This is a genomic window from Geminisphaera colitermitum TAV2, assembly GCF_000171235.2.
Classification (GTDB): Bacteria; Verrucomicrobiota; Verrucomicrobiia; order Opitutales; family Opitutaceae; genus Geminisphaera; species Geminisphaera colitermitum.
The window spans coordinates 16,129-38,520 of the sequence record NZ_ABEA03000019.1; the positions used below are offsets into that span (position 1 = coordinate 16,129).

A 22,392-nucleotide genomic window follows, 5' to 3' on the forward strand; every position below is an offset into this window, starting at 1 on the left:
ACCCCGAAAATCCCCGAAAAAACGTGAGTTGGGAGGGGGTGGCACTTCAACCATTCTACGAGCAGTGCCCGACCCTTTTTTGGGGGCCCGGTTGCAACGCAGATGCTTCAGAGCACGGTTAACGACCTGTCTCCGCAATATTGGGGGACACGTCCGACCTCATCGCCATGAAACCTAACTACCATTCCCATCGCCTGCTTGCGCTCGCGGCGTTCCTCGTGGCTGCCGCACCCCTCGTGCACGCCGCCGCGCAGCCTGATGCCACTACCTCCACAGCCAGCACCACGCCGGCCGATGCGGCCAAGCTCCCCGCCTGGCCGCACCAATTCCAACGCGACGGCGCCACCTACACCATCTACCAGCCTCAGATCGATTCCTGGTCTGGCGACAAACTCGTGGCCCGCGCCGCCGTCTCCGTCCTCCCGCCGGAAGCCGCCGCGTCTGCTTCAACATCGGACTCCGTCAAGCCTGCGCCCACTTATGGCGTGATAAAAATCACCGCCGACACCGAGACCGACCGCAGCGCCCGCACTGTCACCTTTGAAAAACTCACCGTTACCGACGTCAGCTTCCCCTCTGCCGCCGATCACGCCGCCGCGTGGACCGCCCAATTCCGCTCCCTCATCCCGCAGGAACTCCGTGGCATCTCGCTCGACCGCCTCGAAGCCTCGCTCGCCGTCATCAATGCCGCGCACAAGGGCGAGGATAACCCGCTGCGCAACGATCCGCCGGATATCCGGTTTTTCACTACGCCTGCGCTTCTCCTCACCATCGAAGGCGAACCGCAATGGCGGGCGGTCGCCGACACCAACCACCTCGAACGCCTCATCAACACCCGCGCCCTCATCCTGCGCGACAGTTCCGCCCAGCCCGCCCGGCTCCTCCTCCACTTCTGGGATGGCTACCTCGAAGCATTGTCGCTCGACGGACCGTGGAAAGTCTCCACCACCAAACTCCCCGCTGGCGTGGAAACCGCCGAAAAATCCGCCATCGCCGCCCACTCCGTGGACCTCCTCGCCGGCCAGCCCGACCCCAAGACCAAGGAAAAACCCAGCCTGAAAAAAAACAACATCCCGGCCATCGTCCTCGCCACCAAACCCACCGAACTCATCGTCCTGCAAGGCGAGCCCAAGTGGACCCCCATCCCCGGCACTGACCTCCTCTTTATCGAAAACACCCCCGCCCATGTTTTTAAGGAAACCAAGGACCAGTCCACCTACGTCCTCGTTTCCGGACGCTGGTTTGTATCCACCAGCGGCAAGAACTCCGGACTCGACGGTCCCTGGAAATACGTATCCGGTAAAAAATTACCGTCCGACTTCGCCTCCATCCCCGACGACAGTCCGCAGGAAAACGTCAAGGCTTCCATCCCCGGCACCCGCCAGGCGCAGGAAGCCGTCATTGCCAACACCATTCCCCAGACCGCCCAGATCGAGCGCAGCGCGAAACTCTCCCCGCCACCCGTCTACGACGGCGGCGCGCCCAAGCTCGCCAAGATCGACGGCACTCCGCTCCATTACGTCGTCAACACCGCCACCCCCATCATTCAGGTGGACGACAAAACTTGGTTTGCCTGCTACAACGCCGTGTGGTTCTCCGCCACCTCCGCCAGCACGAACCGGGGAAAGGGTTGAAAAGGGTTGAAGCGGGGCGAATGCGTCTGAAACAGGGCGAATCGTCACGCGGGCGGAGGAGAACGCAGGAAAGGGTCAGACATGGCAGCGGAGCAAGGGTCGCGGGCATCTCGCGGCCGATCCGCGAGACGCTTGCGAGGGAGCCGCGATGCCGGCCTATTTGGGCAAGATCACGAGTTCACGATAGCGGGCGTTGCGCTTTTTTTCGGCACGGCCTTCGATGCCGTTTTGCCGCGACACCGGAATGATCCGGCAACCGCTGAACAGGTCACGGGCTTGCGGGCAATCCTGATAGGTCAGGAGCCACGATCCGCGCAGTGTCTGCACGTGATGGGCAAAGGTGGCGAACTGTTCCTCACTCCATCCCGCATAGGCGGAGCCTCCAGCATCAAAATAAGGAGGGTCAAAAAAGTGGAAGGCTTCGGGGTAGTCGTAGAGAGCAAGGAAGCGTTGCCAATCCAGGTTTTCGATGGTGACGGTGGCAAGGCGGCGGGAGAGAGATTGAAGGGCCGTCAGGCGATTTTCCGGAAGAGATGCCCCGCGTGTGCGGGTGGGGGCAAAGGTGCGGCCAAGCCCGCCGAAAGAGAGCCGCTGGCAGACATACCAGCGGGCGACTCGCTGGATTTCGGTTAGGCCAGGCTGGGTAAGGTAATCATGGAAATCACGACGAGAATTGGGGACGGTTTCGATCTCCGTGATCAGGGTGTGGAGGTGGTATTTTACGACCCGATAAAAGGCAATGAGTGTGCCGTTGATATCGTTGATGACTTCCACCTCGGAGCGGGCTTTGGCACAGAAAACTGCGAGTCCGCCGCCGAAGACCTCGCAGTAAGTGCGATGCTCTGGAATGAGTGGCAAGAGGTGCTTGAGCAGCCTCGTTTTTCCGCCCGGCTAGGCGATGACCGGGCGCGGTTTGGCTGGCGCCGGCGTGGTGTCGTTTGGTACGTGTTTGGTGTTCACGCGCCGACTCTAACGGAGCGAGGTGGGGCGCGCATTGGCGCTCCGCTTTTGTATCAGGAATTTCTTTACTTATCGCCGGTGTCGCGGAGGCGATCAACTTCGGTAGCCTGAATGTAAATGACCTTGGGGCCGCGCCGCTCCCATTTGTCACGGTGAATGACACCACTCCGTAGCCAGTCATAAACGGTGCTCATTCCAATAGAGAGGGCGTGGGCGAATTGCTTGGGGCGCAACCAGACGACAAGTTCGCTATCGGGGACAACGCGGATGATGGGATTCCCCTTCGCATCCTCTCCGATGTTTTCCACGCGAGCCCGCGGAAACAGGTGCAACTGATGGAGGTTGTCCTTGTGGTGACGCTTGCGGGGGGAGGGCATTTGGTATGACTGAAATTCGGTCAGTTTGCTGACCGTTAGGGGTGGAGGTTTATCGCATTACTCGATCCAACCCTTCCGTCGTTTGAAAATACATTCATAACTCAGGCTCCCCTCACTCGAAGCACGTCTGGCAGATACCAGCTCCCATCCCTCTTTCCCATATTCATTCATGGCGGCCGAGAATCTGTAGTCGCTTGGGGACTCAATCCTATACTCCCACTTTTCAGCGGGCTTCAGCATAGGGAAAAATAATGCTCCGATGCCTATGAGGAGAAGAATAATGAGGAGAGTTCCCTGCTCCTTGGTTATCCCATTCGATGCTGTTATTGGCGATGTGATGCCTCCTCCGTCAGCTGGTCGCTCGGTCGCATAGCGCGTCAGGCGGTCCACATATTCTGTCGCCTTGCCCTCCTTCATCCCGAAAAGTTGCATTGTGTGCCGAATAGCAGCCGCCCGCCCATCTTCCTGACAAATCTGGAAGATGTCGGCATCGGCTCCTGTCAGTCCAGCAGGGACAGAGACTGGGGCAACAGGGGGAGTTTTTTCGTCTCCGGTTTTCATGGTTAGGTTGAGGTTGTAGTTTATTTTTGGTTACAGATGAAGGTGGATATGCAGGTGTTCGATCACGACTTTCTCGGCGTGGATCGCTTCAACGGAGCCACGGACTTTGATTTTTGGGGGGGGACGGAAATTTTGTCTGCCACGATCCCATGGTTATTCGTGATGGAGAATTTTACCTTTTTCGGCCCAGAATAAGGGGGGCGGGGCAAGACAAGGTCGTCGGGAATTATGACCCCTTCACGAGCCATTTTCTCGGCAATGGCATCTCGGATGAATTGGGATTGGTTTACCCGTTTTTTTTTCAAGTGAGATCGTAAGAGCGAAACGAATTGTTCGTCGGCATAGAACCCCACTGATTTTTGAGACGCACGGCGGTAGCTGTTCATTGTTTAAAATTGTTTAAACAAAATGAAAAAACTTCAAGGGATCGCTTGACAACTCTTTAACTATGTCGCGACATGTCGCGACATAGTTATGAAACCTAATCGAACGAACCAAACCTACATCGGACTCTGGATGCCGATTCCTCTTGTTAAGCAGGTGAAGGTGACGGCAGAGGCCCGTGAAAGCGACATGTCGAAATTCATTCGTGCTGCGATCCGCGAAAAGCTGGAGCGCGTCGCCCCCCAGAAGCTGCGGAAGGAGGCGGCATGAGCATGACCCCGAAGCAACGACTGGATGCCGCAATCGCGGTGACTCGCAATTACACGGAACACGAGGCGGCATCGGCACTCTACTACCTGCAAGGCGCGATGCAGGGACGGGCTCAGTGGCAGCCTTGCCATGCCACGGCGTTCGCAGCGGTGATGGAGACCGCCGTCAAGTGCGTGCGGGAACAACAGGAGCGGTTGCAGGCACAACTCACTGCCGAGCAGCAGGCGATGGGAGCTGCATCATGAACACTCCGCGCCCGCTCCTCCTACCCGATGATCCGCCGACGATCACGCTGCCCCGACGCACGCTGGCCCTGGCGTTCGCCAACGCCTTCGCAGCCGGCTTCCTCACCGCGATCATCGCCGTGATCCTCATCATGCTCTGACCCCGCCCCCATGTTTACCATTGCCCTCTTCTTCCTCTGGGCGGTCGACGCCATCGACGGCGACACCCTCCTCATCCTCTTCCTGCTCCACCTCATTTTCAACTAACCATGCCCGCCAAACCCTCAACCGAACTTACCCGCGAGGAGCACGACCAGCTCACCCGCTGCGAGGCCAACATCGAGCGCGGCCTCACCTCCATCGGCGCAGCCCTCAAAACCATCCGCGATAAGCGCCTTTATCGGGAGACGCATCACAGCTTCGATGTCTATTGCCACGAGCGTTGGCACAAGAGCAAGACATGGGCGACCTACCAGATCGCCGCCGCGATCTTCGCCGAGAAGCATCCAGAGGCCAGCGAGGCCGAGGCGCGGAGGCTCTCGCGTGATAGTTCGCATGAACAAAATTCGGTCACAAATGTGACCGATAAGGGTCAAGCAATCCCCGCCGCCACGCCGGCGAAGCCGACGAAGGCAGACCGTTACCGCGAGCAAATCCGCGCCCTGGCGGAGATGGACCGGGAGGCGCTGGACCGGGCGACGCAGCAGTCGATCGGCAAGCTGGCGGAGACGATGGCGAAGCGGGAGCAGATCAACCTCCACAGCCGCGAGAACAAGGGCAACAAGGCCCTGCGCGACGAATACGAACAGCGGGCGATGGCGAAGCTGGCGCCGGGCGCGCAGATGGCGCTGGCGCAACTGGAGGAGAACCCGGCCCTGTCGGTCTCCCGCGCCTACGTCGGCGTTTTCGGCTCCGTCAAGAAGGGCGACATCCGCGGCGACACGGACCACCTCGGCAACTTCCACGCTGGCCTCCGGAAGCTGGCGACCTCGTTCCCCCATTGGGAAAAATTCTCCCGCGAGGACAGGGCGCATTTCGTGCAACTGTGGGTGGCGTTGCGCTCCACGATGCCGAAGGCGTTCCTCGACGATCTTGAGGCGTTTGCGCCCGCCCGGAAGGGAGGCCGCTCATGAGCCCCGCCCTGCGCGAGAAGCTCGATAAACTGCTGGCGCTGGCCGATCGCGGCACGCCTGGCGAGGCCGCTGTTGCCTTGGAAAAAGCATGGCGCCTGTGCCGGGCGGAGGGCGAGGATCTCGACGCGATCCGCGGGCAGGCCGCCGCCGGCTCGCTGATCGAGCGCAAGGTATGGGAGGGCGCGGCATGGCGCGACGAGCACCGGCAGGCCGCCGCCATCGTCACCGAGTTTTACGGCGTCTCCGTGCGCCTGGATGCGCGCAGCGATCCGTTCGCTCGGCGGGAGCGCACCCTCTGGTCGTGCCACCTCACCGGCGCGCCGGCCGACGTGGATTTTTCTGAATACGTGTTCGGCTTCCTGCACCCGCATTTTGCGTGGTTGTGGACCTATTTTCGGGGCCGCAACCGGGACCGCTCCGCCTACATCGACGGCCTCGGCGCCGGGCTCTGGTCGGCGCTCACCTACGAGCGCGCCTGCCACGCGCCGGCCCCGGAAGTGCCGGAGGCGTTGGCGACGGCCGACGACGAGCCGGAGGATTGCCCCGCGCCCCGGATGCCCGCCGCCTTCTGGGCCGGGATGCGCGCCGGCCAGCGCGTGCGTATCCATACGCCCATCACAACCGGAGCCGCGCCTGCACCGCTGCCCGACGCCACCACCTGACTTTCGCCATGACACCCACCGCCGCGCAGATCGAAACCCTCCTTTCCGACGGCCTCTCCCGCCGCGAGGCCGCCCTCCGCCTCGGCTGCTCCGCGGCCACGGTGGACCGCGTGCTCGCCGGCCCGGCGCCGGATGCGAGCGCGGCGCGGATCGGGCGCCCGCCGGTGTTTACGGGCGAGGAACTGGCTGACGACGACGTGGAGCTGCTGCGCCAGTTGACGATCGCGGCGACGCCCACCGGGCTCGGCCTGGCCGGGCGCTACCGCACCGATCTGGCCTTCGAGAAGTGGCTCATGCACCACGCCCGCGAACGCTGCCCGGACGAGTTGGCGGAACGCATCACCGCCCGCCGCATCCCCGCTTCGCTCAAGGCCCGCGTCACCGCGCTGCTCAACCCCGACGCATGGTATCACAAACAAGGCCGCAAGAGCGCCGCCCTCCGCGCCGTGGCCGGCCGGCGCCGTGACACCGTGATCATGCCCGACGGGCGGGAGGTCGCCCTCGTGGCCGGCGACCTGTGGACGATGGACGACATGCACCTCAACATCCCCTTCTGCCTGCCCTGCGACGACCCCGCCGAACGCTCCGCGGCCCGCTGGGGCTGGCGCGTGAGCCGCGCCCAGCTCATCGCCTTTTTCGACATGCGCAGCCGCCGCTTCCTCGGCTTCGCCATCGTCACCCGCAAGAACGACGCCTACGCCGGCTACGACATCCTCTGGAGCATGGCGGGGATGTTCGAGGACTACGGCCTGCCCCGCCTGGGCATCTACACCGAACACGGCGCATGGGTCAGCGATCTGATAAAGGCGACCATCGCCGCCATCGACCTGCCGCACACCGTGGCCTCCACCGCCCGCGGCAAGCGCATCGAAGCCGCGTTCAACGAGCTCCAGGCGCACATGGCCGCGGGGCTGGTGCTGCTCCAGCGCGGGAGGGAAGCCGCCGGCCTCTACACCGCCGGCTTCATGAAACTCACCAACCATGACCTCGGGCGCCAACGCGGCGAGCATGAGGCCGCTAAAAAACTATGGCGCCAGCTCCGCGCCGGCATCCTCGACCCCCGCGCCGTCGGTGTGCTTACGATGGAGGAGATGGTGCGCTTCGTGGAGCAGGAGATGGTGGCGTATAACGCCCGTCCCCACGGACCCCGCGCCGCCCTCGCCGGCCGCTCCCCGGAGGCCGTCTGGGAACAGGAGATGGCCGATGCCGCGCCCCTGCGCCAGCTCACGGAGATCGAACGCTGGCGCCTCAAACCCGGCCGCTCCGAATGCTGCATCGACAGCAACGACATCGTGTGCCGCTGCGACCGGTTCACCGCCTCCGGCTGGCTCTACAGCCAGCCGCAACTCCATGCCGCCCTGCGCGGTCACAACGTGGAGGTGCGCTGGGCCGCCGCCGATCCCTCCCGCGCCGCGCTCTTCAGCCGCCAGAGCGGCACCCGCCAGCTCCCCCGCCACATCCTCGCGGAGTGCTCCCCCGAAGCCGTGGCGATGAACGGGTGGACGCCCGGCCAGTTGAAAAGCCTCGTGCAGCCGGGGGATTTTCTGGGGTTTACCCGCCTGATCGGCGAGGCCCCCGTCCTCGACCTGAGCGGCCGGCGCGGGCGCGGTCACTTCGAGCAGGCGCGCGAGCAGCGCGAATACCTCCGCTGGTCGCGCTACGGCTTTGTCAGCCTGGCAAAGGCGCGCCGGATGCGCGTGGACGAACACCACGACGGGCGCGGCAACGGCGTGCGCATCGACCGCGAGGCATGGGCGGAGGAAGTCCTCGCCGGCGTCGAGCGCGTCACGCCCCTCCCCCCCCTCCCTCCTTCCCGTGGCGCGGGCGTCCCGCCCGCATCAGCACCCGAAGCGGGCGAGACGCCCGCGCCACTCACATCCCCCGTGCGCATCACGCGCACCGCCCCCGCGGCGCCCCTGCCGGCGCCCCGCGCCGAGGTCGCGGAGAGCCTGCGCTCCTTCCTCTACGACGATTGACCCAATTTCGCCGCACTCCGCGGCGCGCCGCCGCCCGCCGGAAACCGGGCATATCCAAAAATAAAATACAAACCCGATGAATACCGACACCGAAAAAACCAACGCCATCCCGGCCGAACTCGACCGGCTGATCACGCGCATCGACTGCCACCAGACGAACCTCAAGCTCAGCGACGAGGCGTTCGTCAACCGCTACAAGGACCAGTTGCTCACCGTCGACTCCTGGGTGCGCACGCTCAAACGCCGCGCCCCGGACCGCCTCACCCCCCGCAACTACGAGAAATGGACGTCCCGCCTCCGCCGCCTCGTCGCCCGCATCGACGGCACGGAGATGCAGGAGACGGTTTACGACCTGCCCTTCGTCCGCCATGCCGTGCGCACCTTCGAGCGGCTCCAGGGCACCACCACTGACCGCCGCGTCGGCTGGCTGATCGGCACCCCCGGCACCGGCAAGAGCGTGGCCTTGCGCCACCTGCGCCGCCTCTCGCCCGCCGACACCGCCCTGGCCATCGTCGACAAGAACTGGTGCGACAACCGCACCGCCATCAACACCGGCATCGCCGAGGCCCTCTGCGTCACCGTCGAGAAAAACGCCGGCCTCACCTGGCGTCGCATCATCGAGCACCTCCAAGCCTGCCCCACCACGCTGCTGCTCGATGAGTTCCACGAGGGCGGCGTGCTCCTCATGAAGAGCGTCAAGTCGCTCATCAACGCGGCCCCCGGCGCCCGCGTCATCGTGGCCACCATCCCGACCGCCTACGACAAGCTCATCGCCGGACGCACCGATGAGATGATCGAGGCGCAGCAGCTCCTCGGCCGCACCCTGCGTCCTCTCCGACAGGACTGGCGAGAAGGCCTCGGCTCCGGGGACATCCTCGGCTACCTCGACGCGGTCGTCCCGGAATTTGACGAGGCCACCCGCCACGACCTCGCCGCCACGCTCGGTCCCCGAGTAAACCGCACCTACGGCCTGCGCATCCTGGCCGACACCATCGAAGTCGCCCGCGGCGACGCCGAGGCGTCCGACCGCGACCTCACCGCCGACGCCATCATCGCCGCCTTCGCCCTGCTCACCAAGGACGGACGCCCCGAAGTCGCCCGCCGCTAACCACGTATCCAACTACTAACTACCCGCTACTTTTCCCGATGAAAAAGCCCACAACCACCGAAGATCTCGCCCACAAAATGAGGGCGCAGCTTGTCCAACTCTACGAAGCCGCCTGCGAGATCGACTTCCCCCGCGGCTCTGATGTCGCCTTCCGCGACGCGCTCCAGGCGCGCATCCGCCTTGGCTGCGCCGACCTTGTCCACGCCCGCGCCGGCGATCAGGGCCAGCTCATCTCCGTCGCACAGGACGTGCGTCTCTATAAAGCCAACGCCGGCGTGCGTAACCCCGATGACTCCACGCTCACCTTCCGCGTCGAGCTCCAGCGCACGCTGGGGAAATTCTTCGACCTTCAAGCCGCCATGAAAGGAGGGTCTTGATAATCATGGCACCCTCCGACCACACCCCGCCCCCGCAGCGGCACACCTACATTGAACAACATTTCTCCTCACTGGAGGAACTCAAAAACATCGATGTCACGCACCCCTGCGATCTCGTTGTCATAAAGCTTGCCCATGAACTGGCCAAGTCGATGCGCTTCAAAGGCAGCATGGCGGGCAATGTCCGCTCCACGGTCGGCCCCGTCATCTTCACCCTCTCCCTTAAGCTGGAAGCGAACCCCGACTTCACGGAAGGAGGCGTGTAGTGAAAAATAAGATACGCAAAGCCCGTCCCCGCGTGCGCTGGATCGTCAAAATCAACGGACTGCCCACCAAGCGTGCATGGATGCACATCGTGAGGACGGGGCATTCGGTGGACACTCATGTCCCCTGTGCCCTGCCACCTGTTGACCCGACCACATACGGTGGCGCGCACGCGCACCGCGACGCCCTCCGCGCCGCGGCCCGCACCCTTCGCGTCAACCATTACATCATGGACAAAACGTCGATCACCGGCGACTGGTTCATCCAAGATTCCCCATGGGCAAAACTGTTCGCACGACAGTTGGACGTGAACGTCGAGCGGGTCAGTGTTTCCCCCCCCTCGCCCGTCGGCAATCAGGAGTCCGCCGCATGAAGCCCATCGGCCAGCTCCTCGCCGATCCCGACGACCCCGCAGCACGCGCACAACGCCTCGCGTCGGCGGCGCACGTCGCCCGCCTGGCATCCGCCGCCGACCCCGAAGACCCGCCGGAGCCGCGTCGTTACCGCGTGCGTCTCGCCATGCAGGCATTCCGCGAGGCAGCGGTGGAGGCGATCTGCGCGTCCGATGCCGTGGCGTCCGCCCTCGCCCAGGCCAACGATGGATCGACAATAAAACCCGGCCTGCTGTTCCACACGATCTACGTCCCCTATGCGATCGAAGTCTGGCGCTGGGGACAGTGGCACCCGCTGGCGTGCGACCCGCCCGCGCCCCCGACCATCACCCGCGAGGTTCGCGAAAAGACCGACCGCTGGGCCGCGGAAAAAGAGGCCAAAGGCCATGCTCAAACGACCCCGTAAAGACGATCCCGACCAGATGACGCTCTTCGCGTTTTCGCGGGTGGAGCGCACCGGTGTCGATGCACAGGGCAACGCCACCTTCCGCGTCGTCCCGGATGGTGCGCCGACGGGATGGATTCGCCCCGGGCATCTTGCCCGCATCCTCGGTTTTAACGTGCGCACCATCTACGGCTGGATCGATTCCGGCATCATTCCTGCCGACAGATGGGAGCGCCGCGGCCCCAAGAGCATCTTCATCCTCGCCAGCGAGGCCGCCCGCCTCCGCGACACCAGTGACAAGTAACCAGATACCCGATACACCATGATCCGCATATTCCAGGAAAGAGAAATCACCGCCGCCGTTTTCACTGTAGCCGAAAAATAATTACGCGAAAGTTGCGAAAGACGAGAGACACGCGAATGCGTGTCTCTCTTTTTTTGTTTAGACTGCTCGGCGTTATGCCAACGCCAAAAGAGGAACAGATAGACGCACCCGTTGCCGGTGTCTTGGACACAAAGGTCTGGCTGCATCAGATCATGTCCGAGGTCGCGCAGGATGCCGGTCACGACATCGCATGGATTTGCGAGCGCAGCTCCGATCGGGCGCACTGCGATGCGCGGGCTGCCGTGTGCTGGCTGGCGCTCAGTCTCGGCTGGCCGTCCACCCTGTCGCTATTCCCCCACGCCACCCCCTCCACAGCCATCGCCTCCCGGCTCGCCCCGCTCTTCGGCCTCTCCAGGGAGGCCGTCTATTCGATCATGCGCAAGGCGCAGGACTGGCACCGCTACGACCGCAAATTCCGGGACCGCGTCGAAGCCCTCCGCACACGCCTCACTCCCAATCTCCCGCTCGCGGCTCCGTTGAAGCACTCAGTCGCACGAGTGTATCCGACCAACAATGACAGCATTCCGCGGGCGGGCACCCTCTCCCCCATCGTCCCCATCCCGTAACCGGCTGCGCCGGTAAATCCCAAAGCCCAAGCAACCAAAACCCAAAGTCCAAAAATTCCGCCCACCGCATCATGAACAAAGACCTCTTCCTTAAATTGCTCCGGCAAGTCCTCACCTACGGCGGCACCGCGCTCACCAGCGCCGGCGTCGCCTCATCGGAGGAAGTTGCCACCGGCGCCGGCGCGCTCGTCACGCTCCTCGGCGTCGTCTGGACGATCTGGAGCCGCCAGCGCGCCAAGTCCGCTGCGGCCGCGCAGGCTGCTGCGCAGGCCGATCCCGCGCACCACACGATCGGGATGCCGCCTGGCAATCTGCTCATCCTGTTTTTCCTTGTCCCTACAATGATGTGCCTGCTTCCCGGTTGCACCAGTGTCACCATGACGGATGACGCTGGTGCCGTCACTTCCGGGAAGCAGGCCGACTGGGACACCATTCATCATCTCGCACGGAGCGGGGCCAAGTATGCAGTGGTCGCCATCCTCGACAAGCATCCCGGTTACGTGGACAGCATTGACGCTGTCACGGACAGCCTCGCCGCTTTGTTCTCTGGTATCCCTACTTCGGATACTCTCACGAAAACCATCAACGTTATTGCGCCGGAATTGAGCGAAGCCGACACCGCGCTCATCGCCTCCGTGCTCATTGATGCGTGGGAACTCTACGCGAAAAATACGGGCAACCCCGTGCTGATCCCGACGAGCGAGCATGTGCAGTGCCTCGTGGTCGCGCTCACGGAGGGCATCGACGCGGGGATTGTTCTCCACCTCACCACTCAACCCGAAACCTCCGACGAACAATGAGTATCACCGCTGTCATTGGAAAAGTAGCCGACGCAATCAAGGCGGGCATCGACTGGTCGCTCGAAAAATTGCGCCTGAAAAACAGTCAGAAGATGCAGGCCAACGCCGAGGCCAAGACCGATCAGAGCATCAAGGCTGACGCCGCCAAGACTGTCGCCAGCGGCGATCTGAAAAAAATCCAGAAAGCCAACGCCGAATGAAAAACGAACTGACAGATTTTCTCACGCGGAGACGCGGAGGCGCGGAGAAGACAAAACGATGGAATTGTCCCCGCCTCTTTTCCTCTGCGGCTCTGCGCCTCTGCGTGATCCACTTCGCCCTGCTGGCTCTCATGCTCAGTCAGCCGGCCTGCACCAGCACCATCACCCCCACGCCCGTCACGCCCGCCCGCGCCTCCTACGACGGCGACGCGCAGACCAGTGGCGTCCTCGCCATCACCGACGCCGGCTTCGTAGTCACGCCCCGCTGGAGGGAGCGTTACAACCTCGCCATCGCCCGCCACGGTGCGGAGTGGCGCCCGGCGCTCGCCGCCGACCACGGCGTCGTCGCCCGCACCGACGGCACCTACCTCGCCAGCCGCGAAGCGATGGAAAAAGCCATAGTCATGTTTTCATGGATACGCATGGGGAGGGCGCCCGCGCAATGAACCCCGTGTCCTCAGTCACTGGCATATACCCGATCATCGTCTCCGTTTTGGCGTGCCTGTTTGTCCTCTGGCTCCTGTGCCGTCCGGTCGGCACCTCCGGGGAGGAGCGGCTGGCCGCCTCCGTCGCCTTTTGGCTGGGCCTCGTCGCCGCCATCCTCGTCACCGCCGGCGTCTGGCTCGGCTGGCTCATCTACACCCTTTGCACGTGACCCCCCGCCCACACACACACTTTTCCGCGTCCGCCCGTGTTAAGAATAGGGGTATTCATTGGGGCACTACGGCGGGCGCGGAATCCACCTCCGGCGAAAGCCGGCGAACACAACAGGCACCGCATAACCTCCCCGGCCCGATCCTCCTTTCCGGGCCGGCGAGCAAATTTCCGTCAGTCTGAAAAACACCATTTGCCACCACATGCCCGTCAACCTTCCGACTCCCTCGTCCGACTTCCTTGCCAACTGGCTCTGGGCCGCGCTCGCGTTCCTCTTCGCCGGTCTCTATATCTGGAGCCACTTCCGCAAACCGCGCAAGACGGAGCTTGATCAGCCGGTGGACATCCGGTTCGCCAAGGAGTTCGCGTCCAAGAAAGCGGTCAATCTGCTTTTTGCCGAACAGAACAAGCTCCGTCTGGAACTGGAGCGCAAGCTGGCCGAACAGCGCGTGGAACTCATGGACGCCATCGAGAAAAACCGCGCTGAGCAGAGGGAGGACAACCGGCAAATTTTCGACCTCCTACGCACCCTCACCGCCGAATCAAAGGCCACCGCCGCCGTCGTCGAAAACATCAACCGCAAAATCACCCCCTGACCTTTTCCACCCGCAACCCGTAACCGAAACCCGAATACCAATGAACGGCACATCACGCGAACTCCGCTGGGAAATCCTCCGCCTCCTGATCGCCCAGCACCCCGGCACGCTGACCTTTGATCAGCTTTTTTCCGCCCTCCGCGCCAACGACGAAAGCCTCACCAAGGTCGAACTCCTGACCGCGCTCACCGCCCTCACTCGCCACAACCTCGCGCAACGCGTCCCCGGCGACCTCTTCAAGCCCGAACGCTACCGCGTCACCTCCGAAGGCCGCGCCACCTTCGAGAGCGGCGAGAATTAACCTCCCCCCCCCCCCCCTCAAACGATGGCCCTGCACCAATCCAAGATTTACCGTGCCCTTGGCGGCGACCTGAAGCTCCTGGAGAAATTCTGCGAGCGGATGGACGCCGGCGATTCCGCGCGTGCGCTGGCGAATTGGGTGGAGGAGCACGCCTTCAACGCGAAGGCATTGCCGCTCACCGACCAGAACATCACGGATTTCCGTCAGGGCTGGTTCGCCCGCTGGCAGGCGCGCCGGTCAACGGCCGCCGCCATCCGCGAACGTGCCGCGGCCGCCCGGCAACTCACCCGCGAGGCCGCAGCCGGCGGCGCGTCGATCACCGAGGCCGCGCAGTTGCAGGCGGCCGACATGCTCACCGAAGTCCTGGAGACCTTCGATGTCGGCATGCTCAAGGCCGCGCTGATCGAGAAGCCCGGCCAGTTTTTGCAGGTCGTCAAGACCCTCGCCGGCCTCGCCCGCAGCGAGAACGAACGCAAGGCCCTCGCCCAGCAGGCGGAAAAACTCGCCGCTGATCTCAAGCTCCGCGACGAGCAGATCGCCACGATGCGCCAGACCCGCGACCTCGTGAAAAGCAAACTGCGCGAGCAAATCGACGCTTTGAAAAAGGCGATCGCGCAAAAAACCGGCAGCGCAGAAGGCCGCCAGCGCATGATGCAGGCCGTCGTTGACACCATCGACTCCATGTAGTCACGCCGCCATGACACCTCCCCCCGTCAAACCACTTTTCCGCCTGCGCGATTATTCCCGCGTCCTCATGCAGCGCCGCGACCTGCGCATGATGCTTGCCCTCTGGCGCCGGCAGAGCGGCAAGACCACCACGCTAGCCCTGCGTGCCCTGCGCGAAATGGCCGCTCACCCTGGCCGCCTCATCACCTTCGCCTCTGCCTCCCTCCTCGTCGGCCATGAAGTCATCGAGAAAGAAGCCCACCTCTTCCGCGAGATTCTCCGCCACGTCCAGTCGCAGCAGAAAAACCCGATCGTCGCCGAGGACGCCCACGGCCGCGACGTGCTCGCCGACGGCACCGACGACGACTTCGCCGCCGCCTTCGAGAGCCGGCGCATGGTCGTAAAGCTCTGGCACGACGACACGGTTTACTCCCGCACGCAGGTCATCGCGCCCAACCCTGCTACCGCCCGCGGTTTTACCGGCTCCGTTATGATCGACGAGTGCGGCCTGATCGCCGACTTCCGCGGCGTCTGGGATGCCATGATCTACATCATGTCGTCCGATCCTTCGTTTACGTGCCTCCTGGCGACGACCCCGCCGATCGACGACAACCACTTTTCGCACGAACTCCTCCTCCCTCCGCCGGGCATGACCTTCGATGTCAACCCCGCCGGGCATTGGTATGAGTCGACGGCCGGCCTCACGATCCATCGCGTGGATGTTCATGACGGCATCGCGGCCGGCGCGAAGCTCTACCACCCCAAGACCGGCGCAGTCCTGTCCGCCGAGGAGGACCGCCGCCTCTCCCTCGATCGCGAGTCCTGGGATCGCAACATGGGGCTCAACTTTTCCGCCTCCGGCACCGCGGCCTGCTCCCGCCTCGCCCTGGAACGCGCCCAGAGCCACCCCCTCTCGCCCACCTGCACCGCCGTGGATGACGGCGAGGAGCCGCCGGCCGACTGGATCGAGCATCTCCGGCCCGGCCTCGACACCGCGCTCGGCCTCGACCTCGGCACCACCGAGGGAGAAAAGAGCAACCCCACCTCCCTCACCGTCGCGCAGCACGAAACTTCCGCCATCGCCAATCGCCTCGTCTGGCGCTGGAAGACCAAAGACCCGGCCATCGCCAACGCCCGCATCGAGATGATCGTCAAGGTCATCTCCGCCCGGCTTGGCCGCGCCCCCCGCGCCTTGTGCATCGACGCGACGAGCGAACGCTATTGGGCACTCATGCTCCAGGCCGCCTTGCGGCACCTGATCCGCATCGAACTGATCATCGGCAGCGAGCGCATCATTCATCAGGGCCAGAGCTTCACCATGAAACAGTATCTATCGGACGGATACGTAAATGATCTGGACGACGGACGTGTTGCCCTGGCCGCCTCCCGCTGGCTCTTCGACGATCACCGACTTGTCCGCAAAGAGCGCGGGCTATACGTCGCGACTGTCGCCTCCGATGGCTGTCACGCCGACTCATTCGACTCCAATCGCCTCGCCCGCCACGGCCTCATCGTCCCCTCCGGTCCCCAGACTAATTTCATTCCCGTCGAAACCGGCACGGCCGGGCGCGTTTCCCGCGCTCTGGCCAGCCGCCGTGAAGGAGGCTCGGCATAAAAAAATGAACCGTCACGCCCTCGAAATCTTCAACGCCTGGCGCGCCCAGTTCAACCCGCTGCGCGGGCTCACGATCGCGCGCGGCGTCAATCATCTGGAGGAGGGGATGCGCGGCATGTTTGCCGATCTGCAATGGCTCTACCGCGCCGTCGAACGCCGCGATGCCACGCTGCGCGGGCTCAAGCGCCTGCGGCTCGCCGCCATCGGCAAGCTCGATTGGAACATCAAGACCAGCGAAGACTCGCCCGCCGCCCGCGCCCAGGCCGCGACGCTCACGGCCGCCTACGATGCGATCGATAACCTGACGGCCGCCATCCGCTTTCTCTCACTGGCGGAGTTTCGTGGCTTCGCCCACTTGGAGAAAGTTTACCGGGGAGACAATCCCGCCAACCCCGTCATCCACCTCGAACCCGTGCCCCAGTGGTTCTGGGTGCGCGCCCACGACTCCGCTCCTTGGGAATACAACGTGTCGAGCAACATGGTGAACCGGGGCCGGCCTATCGACCCGGCCCACTTCATCATCCGCGAAGTCGAAGACCCGATCAACGAAGTGGCCCTCATCGCTTACATCCGAAAGCTGCTTTCGCAGAAAAACTGGGACGGTTTTGTGGAGATTTTTGGCATCCCCTCCGTCTTCGTTGTCATGCCTCCCAACATCCCCTCCGAGGAGGTGGATAAATACATTGCGATGGCGAAGGCCGTGATTGCGGACACGCGCGGCGTGCTGCCCAACGGTGCCAGCGTGACGACGTTGGAGGCCGCCGGTGCAGGTGGCATGACCTTCAAAGAGCATCTCGACTATCAGGACGCGCAGATCGTGCTCGCCGGCACGTCGGGCAAGCTGACCATGCTCACCGAGTCCGGCTCCGGCACCCTCGCCGGCGGCGCGCACCAGGACACGTTTGACACGCTGGCCGAGGCCGAGGCGGCCGAGATCAGCGAGTGTTTTCAAAAACAATTCGACAAGCCCCTGCTTGCCCGCGCCCACCCCAGCGAGCCTGTCCTTGCCTATTTCGAGCTGGCCGCCGAGACGAGGGAGGACACCAAGGCGATCCTGGCCGACGTGCTCAACATCACGCAGGCCGGCGGCGCCGTGGACTGGGCGCAAATCAGCGAGAAGACCGGCTACACGATCCAAGCCCCAAGCTCCCAGCTTCCAGCTCCCCCCCCTCCCCCCCCCGCAGAAAATGCGCCACAAGCGCCGGAAACCCCGCCGACCGCCCCGACACCCGCACCCGCGCCCGAACCCGCTAAAATGAGCCCGCAAGACGCCCGCAAACCCGCGCCGGCCGCAGAACCGCAACCGCCCGCGCCGGTTGTCGCGCCCGATGCCCTGCTCGACGCCATTCGCGAGACGCTCGCCGGGCGGATCGACGCGGCCAACGCCGAGGACTTCGCGCCCGCGCTCGACCGGCTCGATGCCATCGCCGCCGCCGGCAGCGATGACGAGGCCAGCGCCCTGATCCGCGCCTGGCTCGACGACTTCCCCGCGTTCGCCCGCCAGGTTCTCGCCAACGACAATGCCGCCGAGGCGCTCGCCAAGGCCGCGGAGGAGGCCGCCGCATCATGAGCCGCCCCGCCGTCACCCTCGATTTTTCGCCCGATCCGGCGGAGCAAGCCCGCCTCGCCGGCAAGCGCCTCGTCACGACCGATCTGGACAGCGCGCAGATCGCGGCCCTGCCGCGTGCCGCCCGCGAGGCCGCGTTTTTCTCCGCCAAGGTGCAGGATGCGCGGGTGCTCGCCACACTGAAGGCCGAGGCGCAAAAGGCGCTCGACCTGACCGGCAATGACAGCCGCGCCGCCTTCGTCGCCAACATGCGCAAGCTCATCGGCGGACAGCGGGGCAACGTCGCCAACCTCCAGGGAGATTCCGGCCAGCTCACCGACATCACGAGCGGACGCCGGCTCGGCCTGATCTACGACCACCAGCTCACCGAAGCCCGCGCCCGCGCCACCTGGCTGCGCGAGCAGACGCCCGCCCTTCTGGACGAATACCCCTGTCAGGAGCTCGTCCGCGTCCGCGCCTCCCGAAACCCGCGCGGCGACTGGCAGGAACGCTTCCTTGCCGCCGGCGGCAAGCCATCCCGCTCCGGACGCCCGATCGCCCGCAAGGACGATCCCGTGTGGAAAAACCTCTCCCGCTTCGGCTCCCCGTATCCTCCCTTCGACTACGGCTCCGGCATGGGCGTGCGCAACGTGGACCGCGAGGAGTCGATCGCCGAGGGCGTCATCGCCGCCGGCGACGTGATCGCGCCCACCGCCGCCAGCCACGAATGGGAGGTCGAGCACGAATGGCATGACGCCGACCCGCAGACGAAAGACCTGCTGCTCGACTTCATGCAAGAGCACTTCGGCAACGCCGTCCGGTCCACCGCCGACGGACGCCTCATCCTGAAACCCCGCCCATGAAAATCGACCTGCAAATCATCGACACGGCCACTGCCCGGCTCATCAAACTGAAGGCGGGCTTGTCGGAAAAAGCGCGCGCCGACCTGATGGAGCGGCTCGGCCAGCGCACGGTCGAGTTTTTGAAAGATCACTTCCAGCAGCGGGAAATGAGGGGCAACAAGCGGGGCTGGCCCTCGCAACACACCTGGGCGCAGATCGCCGATGCCACCCGGCTGGGCGAGGTGACGGACGACACGGCCACGATCCGCATCCCGAGCCGCATCCTGGCGCACAAGATCACGGGCGGCACGGTGCGCCCCGGCCCCGGCAAGCGCTACCTGGCCATCCCCCTGCGCGCCGCCGCCTACGGCAAATCTCCCGGCGGCGGGCAGGTGCCGGGCCTGTTCTTCCTGCGCACAAAGGCGGGGCGGCAATACCTCATGCGCAAAGGCGCGACGCGCGGTCCCCGCAAGGCCGCCCTCTCCCCCTGGTATCGGCTCGTCACCTCCGTCACCCACAAGCCCGATCCGCAGGCGCTCCCCTCGTTCGCGCCCCTGCGCGCCACTCTCTCCGCCCGCGTCAACGCCTGGGCGGAGCAACTTTCCAAGGCCGAAGGCTGACAGGCTGAAGGCTGAAACCGGAACACCGAACACACCACCAAACACCATGGCAGATGAACCTGATAAAACCGAAACGCCGCCCCCGGCCCCCGCGCCGGAGCCGGCGAAACCCGAAGCGCCGCCTCCCGCGCCCGCTCCCGAACCGGAAAAGAAACCCGAGGCCGCGCCGCAGTGGGCGGTCGATCTCGCCGCCGTCGTCACCAAGGTCGCCGAGGCCGTCGCCGCGCTCAAGGCAGCGCCGGCCCCCGCGCCCGCCGCGCCGCCGCCCGATCCGGACTACCAGCGCACGCACCAGCCCGGCGCCGAGGGCTCCAAAGGCCCCGACTACCTGAAGGGCGGCGCCGAAACCGACCAGAAACGCGACGCCGCCGTCGCCGAATACCAGGCCGCCCACCCGGACGCCTCTTTCGAGCAAGCCTGGGACGCCGTCCGCGCCGCCAAACCCGAACTTTTCACCTGAACACCACGCCCGGCCCCGCCGCCGGGCAACGTATCCAAACCACCAACACACGCACCATGAGAGTCAAAACCAACGCCATCCTGCACCTGACCACCGCCGTCGATTACGCCGGCAAGGAAGGGTATTTTGTCAACGCGGACGGGGCCTTCCCCGCCGCCGCTGCCGACACGCCCCTGGGCGTGATCGCCGAGCCCTGGGACGACCAGTCCGCCGACATCGCCATCGGCGGCGCCGCTTCCGGCACCTACCTCGTCAAGCTCGGCGCCGCCCCCGGCGCCGTCATCCGCGGCACCTTCCTCCAACTGGAGGCCGGCGGCACCGTCAAAGCCGATACCGGCGCCGGCGCCCGCACCCTCGTCGCCCGCGCCCTCCAAGCCGGTGTGGCCGGCGACCTCATCGAGGCCGTCATCATCGCACCGCAAACCATCCCCGCCGCGTAACCGCCATCCTGTATCCAAATCTCAATTCTTAATTCTTAATCAAAATGTCACGCACCTCCGCAGCCAACTACAACGGACGCCTCACGTCCTACGCCACGGGTTTTTCCCAAAAGCCGCGCGAAAACGGCATCGCCGATTTCGTCTTCCCCAACGTCCCGACGGGCACCTCGCAGGGACAGTTCAAAAAATACTCAGGCAAGAACGCCTTCCAAGTCGTGGACACGCTCCGCGCCCTCGGCGAGGCTCCCAACGCGATCAAGTTCGAGGCCGACGACGGCGTCATCAACTGCCGTCCCCACGGCCTCGAAATCCCGATCGACGACGCCGAGCGCGATGCGGCCGGCGACGAACCCAACGCGGAGCACGCGCTGGAGGAGGGCAAGGTCTCCACGCTGATCACGACCGCCCAGCTCTCCCGCGAAATCCGCGCCCAGGCGCTCATCGACAGCCTTGCCCCCGTCGATGGCAAGGGCGTGTGGAGCGACGCCGGCAAAGACCCGATCATCGAGCTCGATGAGCAGATCGAGGCCATCGTCACCCAGACCGGCATGATGCCCAACCGCCTCGCGATGGGCTTCCCCGCCTGGCTCAAGCTCCGCCACCACCCCAAAGTCATCGCCCGCCAGCCGGGAGCGGCCAACATCGGCCTCACCACCGCCCAGCTCAGCGCGATGCTCGCCATCCCGCTCCAGATCAAGATCGGCACTCTCAGCCGCGACACCGCCAAGTGGGGCAACGCCAAGAACGCGCAGCAGATCGTCGGCGCCAAGGTGCTGGTCTTCATCGGCAACGAGACGCCCACGATCTACGATCCGAGCTTCGGCAAGACGTTCACGACCCGCCGCGGCAACGTCGAGGCCGTCAACGTCGTCCGCCACGAGCGCGCCTCCTCCGACATCGTGCAGGTGAAGTGGTCCGAGCAGATGCAGGTCATCTACACGGAGGCCGCCCGCCTGCTCGCCCTCAGCTGACCGCCGCGCCATGTGGGTTCCTGTCACAGAGCAGTCGATACTGTCGAAACTCTCCTCCCCGGAGCTGAACGCGCTGCGCACCGCGGCCACGGCTCCGGGGCAGGGGGACCCGCTGGGCGAGGTCATCGCGCAGGTAGTGCGGGAAGTGCGCGGGCACGTCGCGGCCTGCAAGGCCAACCGCCTCGGCCCCGCCGGCACCATCCCGGACGAATTGCTGGGAGCCGCCATCAACCGCGTGCGCTACGAATTGGCCACCCGCCTGCCCGTAACCACGCTCCTCACCGAGCCCCGCATCGCCGCCAACGACCAGGCCAACACCCTGCTGCGCGACACGGCCGCGTGCCGTTTTGCCCTCGAACAGCCCGCCTCCCCGGCGGACGAAAAACAATCCGTCATCTCTCCCGCCTGGTCCGCCCGCCGCCCGCGCTACACCCGCCGCGACGAGGACGGAGCCTAAGCCCGGCTGCGCCGGGCAAATCCTAAACAACGGAAAATCCCAAATTCTCAAACAGTCATGATCGAACCAGAACAAAAACTCGCCGTCGTCGCCGACGCATTTGCCGCCCTGATCGCGGCGGACCCGTGGCTGTCCAACCCGGCGCTCCCCGTGCCCGTGCTTACCGAGCGCAAGGGCGACATCGAGACCGATCTCGAACAATCGCTCAACAACCTCGGCCTGGCCGTGGCCGTCGTCATGCCCGATGCCGAGGATGTCGTCACCACCGGCAGCACGCTCTCCCTGCGCGTGCGCCTGGTTGCCCAGGTGTGCGAAAGCGTCCTCGGCAACCAGTCCGCCTGCGAAGTCGCCAAAATCCCCTACCGGCCCGCCCTCGCCGCCGTCGTCCGCATCATGCTCGCCGTCCACCAGAAGCCAAACGGCCTCGGCCCGGTCCGCGACCGCGTCCCCGGCCTCCACGAGTTCGCCCTGCCGAAGGTGAAGCCGTTCCAGCTCGTCCCCGGCGACGCCCTGGTCACCTACCACGTCACCGCCCACACCACCATCCGCCTTTAACGCCGGCGCCC

At 64.7% G+C, this 22,392-nt stretch carries 33 protein-coding genes and 1 pseudogene; 30 read left to right on the forward strand and 4 right to left on the reverse strand.

The annotated features are described in order from the left end of the window. Positions 1-167: 167 nt before the first annotated feature. Positions 168-1,634 (forward strand): hypothetical protein, encoded by a 1,467-nt coding sequence (locus tag OBACDRAFT_RS02805; protein WP_052360951.1) that lies wholly within the window; start codon positions 168-170, stop codon positions 1,632-1,634. Between the two features lie 156 nt (positions 1,635-1,790). Here OBACDRAFT_RS02805 and OBACDRAFT_RS02810 read toward each other — a convergent pair. The 4 genes and pseudogenes from OBACDRAFT_RS02810 to OBACDRAFT_RS27820 form a co-directional block, all read right to left on the reverse strand. Next, positions 1,791-2,513 (reverse strand): annotated as a pseudogene (locus OBACDRAFT_RS02810) (DNA adenine methylase); the annotation flags it as partial. A gap of 146 nt (positions 2,514-2,659) precedes the next feature. Then, positions 2,660-2,971: a hypothetical protein gene (locus OBACDRAFT_RS02815; protein WP_043582594.1), complete on the reverse strand. Its 312-nt coding sequence runs from the start codon at positions 2,969-2,971 to the stop codon at positions 2,660-2,662. A gap of 57 nt (positions 2,972-3,028) precedes the next feature. Then, positions 3,029-3,532: a DUF4177 domain-containing protein gene (locus OBACDRAFT_RS02820; protein WP_043582595.1), complete on the reverse strand. Its 504-nt coding sequence runs from the start codon at positions 3,530-3,532 to the stop codon at positions 3,029-3,031. Between the two features lie 62 nt (positions 3,533-3,594). Continuing rightward, positions 3,595-3,918, reverse strand: coding sequence for a hypothetical protein (locus OBACDRAFT_RS27820; protein WP_157836886.1), 324 nt, complete (start codon positions 3,916-3,918; stop codon positions 3,595-3,597). A gap of 88 nt (positions 3,919-4,006) precedes the next feature. Between OBACDRAFT_RS27820 and OBACDRAFT_RS02825 the strand changes: the two genes are divergently transcribed. The 29 genes from OBACDRAFT_RS02825 (at position 4,007) to OBACDRAFT_RS27830 (ending at position 22,381) form a co-directional block, all read left to right on the forward strand. Then, positions 4,007-4,186 (forward strand): ribbon-helix-helix protein, CopG family, encoded by a 180-nt coding sequence (locus OBACDRAFT_RS02825; RefSeq protein ID WP_043582596.1) that lies wholly within the window; start codon positions 4,007-4,009, stop codon positions 4,184-4,186. Next, on the forward strand, positions 4,183-4,431 hold the full coding sequence (locus tag OBACDRAFT_RS02830; protein ID WP_043582597.1) for a hypothetical protein: 249 nt from the start codon (positions 4,183-4,185) through the stop codon (positions 4,429-4,431). The genes OBACDRAFT_RS02825 and OBACDRAFT_RS02830 overlap by 4 nt, the downstream gene beginning before the upstream one ends. Beyond that, positions 4,428-4,571, forward strand: coding sequence for a hypothetical protein (locus OBACDRAFT_RS27825; protein ID WP_157836887.1), 144 nt, complete (start codon positions 4,428-4,430; stop codon positions 4,569-4,571). The genes OBACDRAFT_RS02830 and OBACDRAFT_RS27825 overlap by 4 nt, the downstream gene beginning before the upstream one ends. A 108-nt stretch (positions 4,572-4,679) precedes the next feature. Then, entirely contained in the window at positions 4,680-5,543 is an 864-nt protein-coding gene (locus tag OBACDRAFT_RS02835; protein ID WP_043582598.1) for a hypothetical protein, read from the forward strand. Further along, a complete protein-coding gene (locus OBACDRAFT_RS02840; protein ID WP_043582599.1) occupies positions 5,540-6,205 on the forward strand; it encodes a DUF2786 domain-containing protein in 666 nt (221 codons plus the stop codon). Before OBACDRAFT_RS02835 ends, OBACDRAFT_RS02840 begins: the two co-directional genes overlap by 4 nt. Positions 6,206-6,213: 8 nt before the next feature. Further along, a complete protein-coding gene (locus tag OBACDRAFT_RS02845; RefSeq protein WP_043582600.1) occupies positions 6,214-8,181 on the forward strand; it encodes a helix-turn-helix domain-containing protein in 1,968 nt (655 codons plus the stop codon). Positions 8,182-8,257: 76 nt separating this feature from the next. Then, positions 8,258-9,289, forward strand: a complete 1,032-nt coding sequence (locus OBACDRAFT_RS02850) for an AAA family ATPase (protein WP_043582601.1) — start codon at positions 8,258-8,260, stop codon at positions 9,287-9,289. Positions 9,290-9,327: 38 nt separating this feature from the next. Beyond that, the gene (locus OBACDRAFT_RS02855; protein ID WP_043582602.1) at positions 9,328-9,666 is read left to right on the forward strand and encodes a hypothetical protein; all 339 of its coding nucleotides are present in this window, start codon (positions 9,328-9,330) and stop codon (positions 9,664-9,666) included. A 5-nt stretch (positions 9,667-9,671) separates the two neighbouring features. Further along, positions 9,672-9,932: a hypothetical protein gene (locus OBACDRAFT_RS02860; RefSeq protein WP_157836888.1), complete on the forward strand. Its 261-nt coding sequence runs from the start codon at positions 9,672-9,674 to the stop codon at positions 9,930-9,932. Beyond that, a complete protein-coding gene (locus OBACDRAFT_RS02865; protein ID WP_043582604.1) occupies positions 9,932-10,303 on the forward strand; it encodes a hypothetical protein in 372 nt (123 codons plus the stop codon). The genes OBACDRAFT_RS02860 and OBACDRAFT_RS02865 overlap by 1 nt, the downstream gene beginning before the upstream one ends. Continuing rightward, entirely contained in the window at positions 10,300-10,728 is a 429-nt protein-coding gene (locus OBACDRAFT_RS02870; RefSeq protein WP_043582605.1) for a hypothetical protein, read from the forward strand. The genes OBACDRAFT_RS02865 and OBACDRAFT_RS02870 overlap by 4 nt, the downstream gene beginning before the upstream one ends. Further along, positions 10,709-11,011: a MerR family transcriptional regulator gene (locus OBACDRAFT_RS02875; protein ID WP_043582606.1), complete on the forward strand. Its 303-nt coding sequence runs from the start codon at positions 10,709-10,711 to the stop codon at positions 11,009-11,011. The genes OBACDRAFT_RS02870 and OBACDRAFT_RS02875 overlap by 20 nt, the downstream gene beginning before the upstream one ends. A gap of 155 nt (positions 11,012-11,166) precedes the next feature. Next, positions 11,167-11,658 carry a hypothetical protein gene (locus tag OBACDRAFT_RS02880; protein ID WP_043582607.1) on the forward strand — a complete coding sequence of 164 codons (492 nt, stop codon included), beginning with the start codon at positions 11,167-11,169 and terminating at the stop codon, positions 11,656-11,658. A gap of 71 nt (positions 11,659-11,729) precedes the next feature. Further along, the gene (locus OBACDRAFT_RS02885; protein ID WP_043582608.1) at positions 11,730-12,458 is read left to right on the forward strand and encodes a Pam3-gp28 family putative phage holin; all 729 of its coding nucleotides are present in this window, start codon (positions 11,730-11,732) and stop codon (positions 12,456-12,458) included. Then, positions 12,455-12,658: a hypothetical protein gene (locus OBACDRAFT_RS02890; RefSeq protein WP_043582609.1), complete on the forward strand. Its 204-nt coding sequence runs from the start codon at positions 12,455-12,457 to the stop codon at positions 12,656-12,658. Before OBACDRAFT_RS02885 ends, OBACDRAFT_RS02890 begins: the two co-directional genes overlap by 4 nt. Then, positions 12,655-13,104, forward strand: coding sequence for a hypothetical protein (locus tag OBACDRAFT_RS02895; protein WP_232766590.1), 450 nt, complete (start codon positions 12,655-12,657; stop codon positions 13,102-13,104). Before OBACDRAFT_RS02890 ends, OBACDRAFT_RS02895 begins: the two co-directional genes overlap by 4 nt. Before the next feature lie 5 nt (positions 13,105-13,109). After that, positions 13,110-13,313: a hypothetical protein gene (locus OBACDRAFT_RS02900; RefSeq protein ID WP_157836890.1), complete on the forward strand. Its 204-nt coding sequence runs from the start codon at positions 13,110-13,112 to the stop codon at positions 13,311-13,313. A 202-nt stretch (positions 13,314-13,515) separates the two neighbouring features. Then, positions 13,516-13,908, forward strand: a complete 393-nt coding sequence (locus OBACDRAFT_RS02905) for a hypothetical protein (RefSeq protein ID WP_043582611.1) — start codon at positions 13,516-13,518, stop codon at positions 13,906-13,908. A gap of 40 nt (positions 13,909-13,948) precedes the next feature. After that, positions 13,949-14,209 (forward strand): hypothetical protein, encoded by a 261-nt coding sequence (locus OBACDRAFT_RS02910; protein ID WP_043582612.1) that lies wholly within the window; start codon positions 13,949-13,951, stop codon positions 14,207-14,209. A gap of 24 nt (positions 14,210-14,233) precedes the next feature. Then, a complete protein-coding gene (locus tag OBACDRAFT_RS02915; protein WP_043582613.1) occupies positions 14,234-14,896 on the forward strand; it encodes a hypothetical protein in 663 nt (220 codons plus the stop codon). A 10-nt stretch (positions 14,897-14,906) separates the two neighbouring features. Next, a complete protein-coding gene (locus OBACDRAFT_RS27410) occupies positions 14,907-16,490 on the forward strand; it encodes a hypothetical protein (RefSeq protein WP_043582614.1) in 1,584 nt (527 codons plus the stop codon). 4 nt (positions 16,491-16,494) lie between these two features. After that, positions 16,495-18,060, forward strand: a complete 1,566-nt coding sequence (locus OBACDRAFT_RS02925; protein WP_112787756.1) for a phage portal protein family protein — start codon at positions 16,495-16,497, stop codon at positions 18,058-18,060. Next, complete coding sequence (locus OBACDRAFT_RS02930; RefSeq protein WP_043582616.1) at positions 18,057-18,899, forward strand: hypothetical protein; 843 nt, start codon at positions 18,057-18,059, stop codon at positions 18,897-18,899. Before OBACDRAFT_RS02925 ends, OBACDRAFT_RS02930 begins: the two co-directional genes overlap by 4 nt. Then, positions 18,896-19,498, forward strand: a complete 603-nt coding sequence (locus tag OBACDRAFT_RS02935; RefSeq protein WP_043582617.1) for a hypothetical protein — start codon at positions 18,896-18,898, stop codon at positions 19,496-19,498. The genes OBACDRAFT_RS02930 and OBACDRAFT_RS02935 overlap by 4 nt, the downstream gene beginning before the upstream one ends. Positions 19,499-19,544: 46 nt before the next feature. Then, positions 19,545-19,958: a hypothetical protein gene (locus OBACDRAFT_RS02940; RefSeq protein WP_043582618.1), complete on the forward strand. Its 414-nt coding sequence runs from the start codon at positions 19,545-19,547 to the stop codon at positions 19,956-19,958. 56 nt (positions 19,959-20,014) lie between these two features. After that, positions 20,015-20,398: a hypothetical protein gene (locus OBACDRAFT_RS02945; protein ID WP_052360953.1), complete on the forward strand. Its 384-nt coding sequence runs from the start codon at positions 20,015-20,017 to the stop codon at positions 20,396-20,398. Positions 20,399-20,442: 44 nt separating this feature from the next. Further along, entirely contained in the window at positions 20,443-21,369 is a 927-nt protein-coding gene (locus OBACDRAFT_RS02950; protein WP_043582619.1) for a major capsid protein, read from the forward strand. A gap of 10 nt (positions 21,370-21,379) precedes the next feature. Further along, positions 21,380-21,826, forward strand: a complete 447-nt coding sequence (locus OBACDRAFT_RS02955) for a phage protein Gp36 family protein (RefSeq protein ID WP_112787755.1) — start codon at positions 21,380-21,382, stop codon at positions 21,824-21,826. A 57-nt stretch (positions 21,827-21,883) separates the two neighbouring features. Then, positions 21,884-22,381 carry a hypothetical protein gene (locus OBACDRAFT_RS27830; RefSeq protein ID WP_043582621.1) on the forward strand — a complete coding sequence of 166 codons (498 nt, stop codon included), beginning with the start codon at positions 21,884-21,886 and terminating at the stop codon, positions 22,379-22,381. The last annotated feature ends 11 nt before the right edge of the window (positions 22,382-22,392 follow it).

What these genes read in the sequence shown, in the direction of transcription:
- OBACDRAFT_RS02805 (WP_052360951.1), top strand. Translation starts at nt 168, where the DNA reads ATGAAACCTAACTACCATTCCCATCGCCTGCTTGCGCTCGCGGCGTTC.
- OBACDRAFT_RS02925 (WP_112787756.1), top strand. Translation starts at nt 16,495, where the DNA reads ATGAACCGTCACGCCCTCGAAATCTTCAACGCCTGGCGCGCCCAGTTC.
- OBACDRAFT_RS27820 (WP_157836886.1), bottom strand. Translation starts at nt 3,918, where the DNA reads ATGAACAGCTACCGCCGTGCGTCTCAAAAATCAGTGGGGTTCTATGCC.
- OBACDRAFT_RS02840 (WP_043582599.1), top strand. Translation starts at nt 5,540, where the DNA reads ATGAGCCCCGCCCTGCGCGAGAAGCTCGATAAACTGCTGGCGCTGGCC.
- OBACDRAFT_RS02850 (WP_043582601.1), top strand. Translation starts at nt 8,258, where the DNA reads ATGAATACCGACACCGAAAAAACCAACGCCATCCCGGCCGAACTCGAC.
- OBACDRAFT_RS02885 (WP_043582608.1), top strand. Translation starts at nt 11,730, where the DNA reads ATGAACAAAGACCTCTTCCTTAAATTGCTCCGGCAAGTCCTCACCTAC.
- OBACDRAFT_RS02860 (WP_157836888.1), top strand. Translation starts at nt 9,672, where the DNA reads ATGGCACCCTCCGACCACACCCCGCCCCCGCAGCGGCACACCTACATT.
- OBACDRAFT_RS02955 (WP_112787755.1), top strand. Translation starts at nt 21,380, where the DNA reads ATGTGGGTTCCTGTCACAGAGCAGTCGATACTGTCGAAACTCTCCTCC.
- OBACDRAFT_RS02845 (WP_043582600.1), top strand. Translation starts at nt 6,214, where the DNA reads ATGACACCCACCGCCGCGCAGATCGAAACCCTCCTTTCCGACGGCCTC.
- OBACDRAFT_RS02895 (WP_232766590.1), top strand. Translation starts at nt 12,655, where the DNA reads ATGAAAAACGAACTGACAGATTTTCTCACGCGGAGACGCGGAGGCGCG.
- OBACDRAFT_RS02825 (WP_043582596.1), top strand. Translation starts at nt 4,007, where the DNA reads ATGAAACCTAATCGAACGAACCAAACCTACATCGGACTCTGGATGCCG.
- OBACDRAFT_RS02835 (WP_043582598.1), top strand. Translation starts at nt 4,680, where the DNA reads ATGCCCGCCAAACCCTCAACCGAACTTACCCGCGAGGAGCACGACCAG.
- OBACDRAFT_RS02915 (WP_043582613.1), top strand. Translation starts at nt 14,234, where the DNA reads ATGGCCCTGCACCAATCCAAGATTTACCGTGCCCTTGGCGGCGACCTG.
- OBACDRAFT_RS02875 (WP_043582606.1), top strand. Translation starts at nt 10,709, where the DNA reads ATGCTCAAACGACCCCGTAAAGACGATCCCGACCAGATGACGCTCTTC.
- OBACDRAFT_RS27410 (WP_043582614.1), top strand. Translation starts at nt 14,907, where the DNA reads ATGACACCTCCCCCCGTCAAACCACTTTTCCGCCTGCGCGATTATTCC.
- OBACDRAFT_RS02890 (WP_043582609.1), top strand. Translation starts at nt 12,455, where the DNA reads ATGAGTATCACCGCTGTCATTGGAAAAGTAGCCGACGCAATCAAGGCG.
- OBACDRAFT_RS02940 (WP_043582618.1), top strand. Translation starts at nt 19,545, where the DNA reads ATGGCAGATGAACCTGATAAAACCGAAACGCCGCCCCCGGCCCCCGCG.
- OBACDRAFT_RS27830 (WP_043582621.1), top strand. Translation starts at nt 21,884, where the DNA reads ATGATCGAACCAGAACAAAAACTCGCCGTCGTCGCCGACGCATTTGCC.
- OBACDRAFT_RS02905 (WP_043582611.1), top strand. Translation starts at nt 13,516, where the DNA reads ATGCCCGTCAACCTTCCGACTCCCTCGTCCGACTTCCTTGCCAACTGG.
- OBACDRAFT_RS02880 (WP_043582607.1), top strand. Translation starts at nt 11,167, where the DNA reads ATGCCAACGCCAAAAGAGGAACAGATAGACGCACCCGTTGCCGGTGTC.
- OBACDRAFT_RS02945 (WP_052360953.1), top strand. Translation starts at nt 20,015, where the DNA reads ATGAGAGTCAAAACCAACGCCATCCTGCACCTGACCACCGCCGTCGAT.
- OBACDRAFT_RS02950 (WP_043582619.1), top strand. Translation starts at nt 20,443, where the DNA reads ATGTCACGCACCTCCGCAGCCAACTACAACGGACGCCTCACGTCCTAC.
- OBACDRAFT_RS02820 (WP_043582595.1), bottom strand. Translation starts at nt 3,532, where the DNA reads ATGAAAACCGGAGACGAAAAAACTCCCCCTGTTGCCCCAGTCTCTGTC.
- OBACDRAFT_RS02855 (WP_043582602.1), top strand. Translation starts at nt 9,328, where the DNA reads ATGAAAAAGCCCACAACCACCGAAGATCTCGCCCACAAAATGAGGGCG.
- OBACDRAFT_RS27825 (WP_157836887.1), top strand. Translation starts at nt 4,428, where the DNA reads ATGAACACTCCGCGCCCGCTCCTCCTACCCGATGATCCGCCGACGATC.
- OBACDRAFT_RS02830 (WP_043582597.1), top strand. Translation starts at nt 4,183, where the DNA reads ATGAGCATGACCCCGAAGCAACGACTGGATGCCGCAATCGCGGTGACT.
- OBACDRAFT_RS02935 (WP_043582617.1), top strand. Translation starts at nt 18,896, where the DNA reads ATGAAAATCGACCTGCAAATCATCGACACGGCCACTGCCCGGCTCATC.
- OBACDRAFT_RS02910 (WP_043582612.1), top strand. Translation starts at nt 13,949, where the DNA reads ATGAACGGCACATCACGCGAACTCCGCTGGGAAATCCTCCGCCTCCTG.
- OBACDRAFT_RS02815 (WP_043582594.1), bottom strand. Translation starts at nt 2,971, where the DNA reads ATGCCCTCCCCCCGCAAGCGTCACCACAAGGACAACCTCCATCAGTTG.
- OBACDRAFT_RS02930 (WP_043582616.1), top strand. Translation starts at nt 18,057, where the DNA reads ATGAGCCGCCCCGCCGTCACCCTCGATTTTTCGCCCGATCCGGCGGAG.
- OBACDRAFT_RS02870 (WP_043582605.1), top strand. Translation starts at nt 10,300, where the DNA reads ATGAAGCCCATCGGCCAGCTCCTCGCCGATCCCGACGACCCCGCAGCA.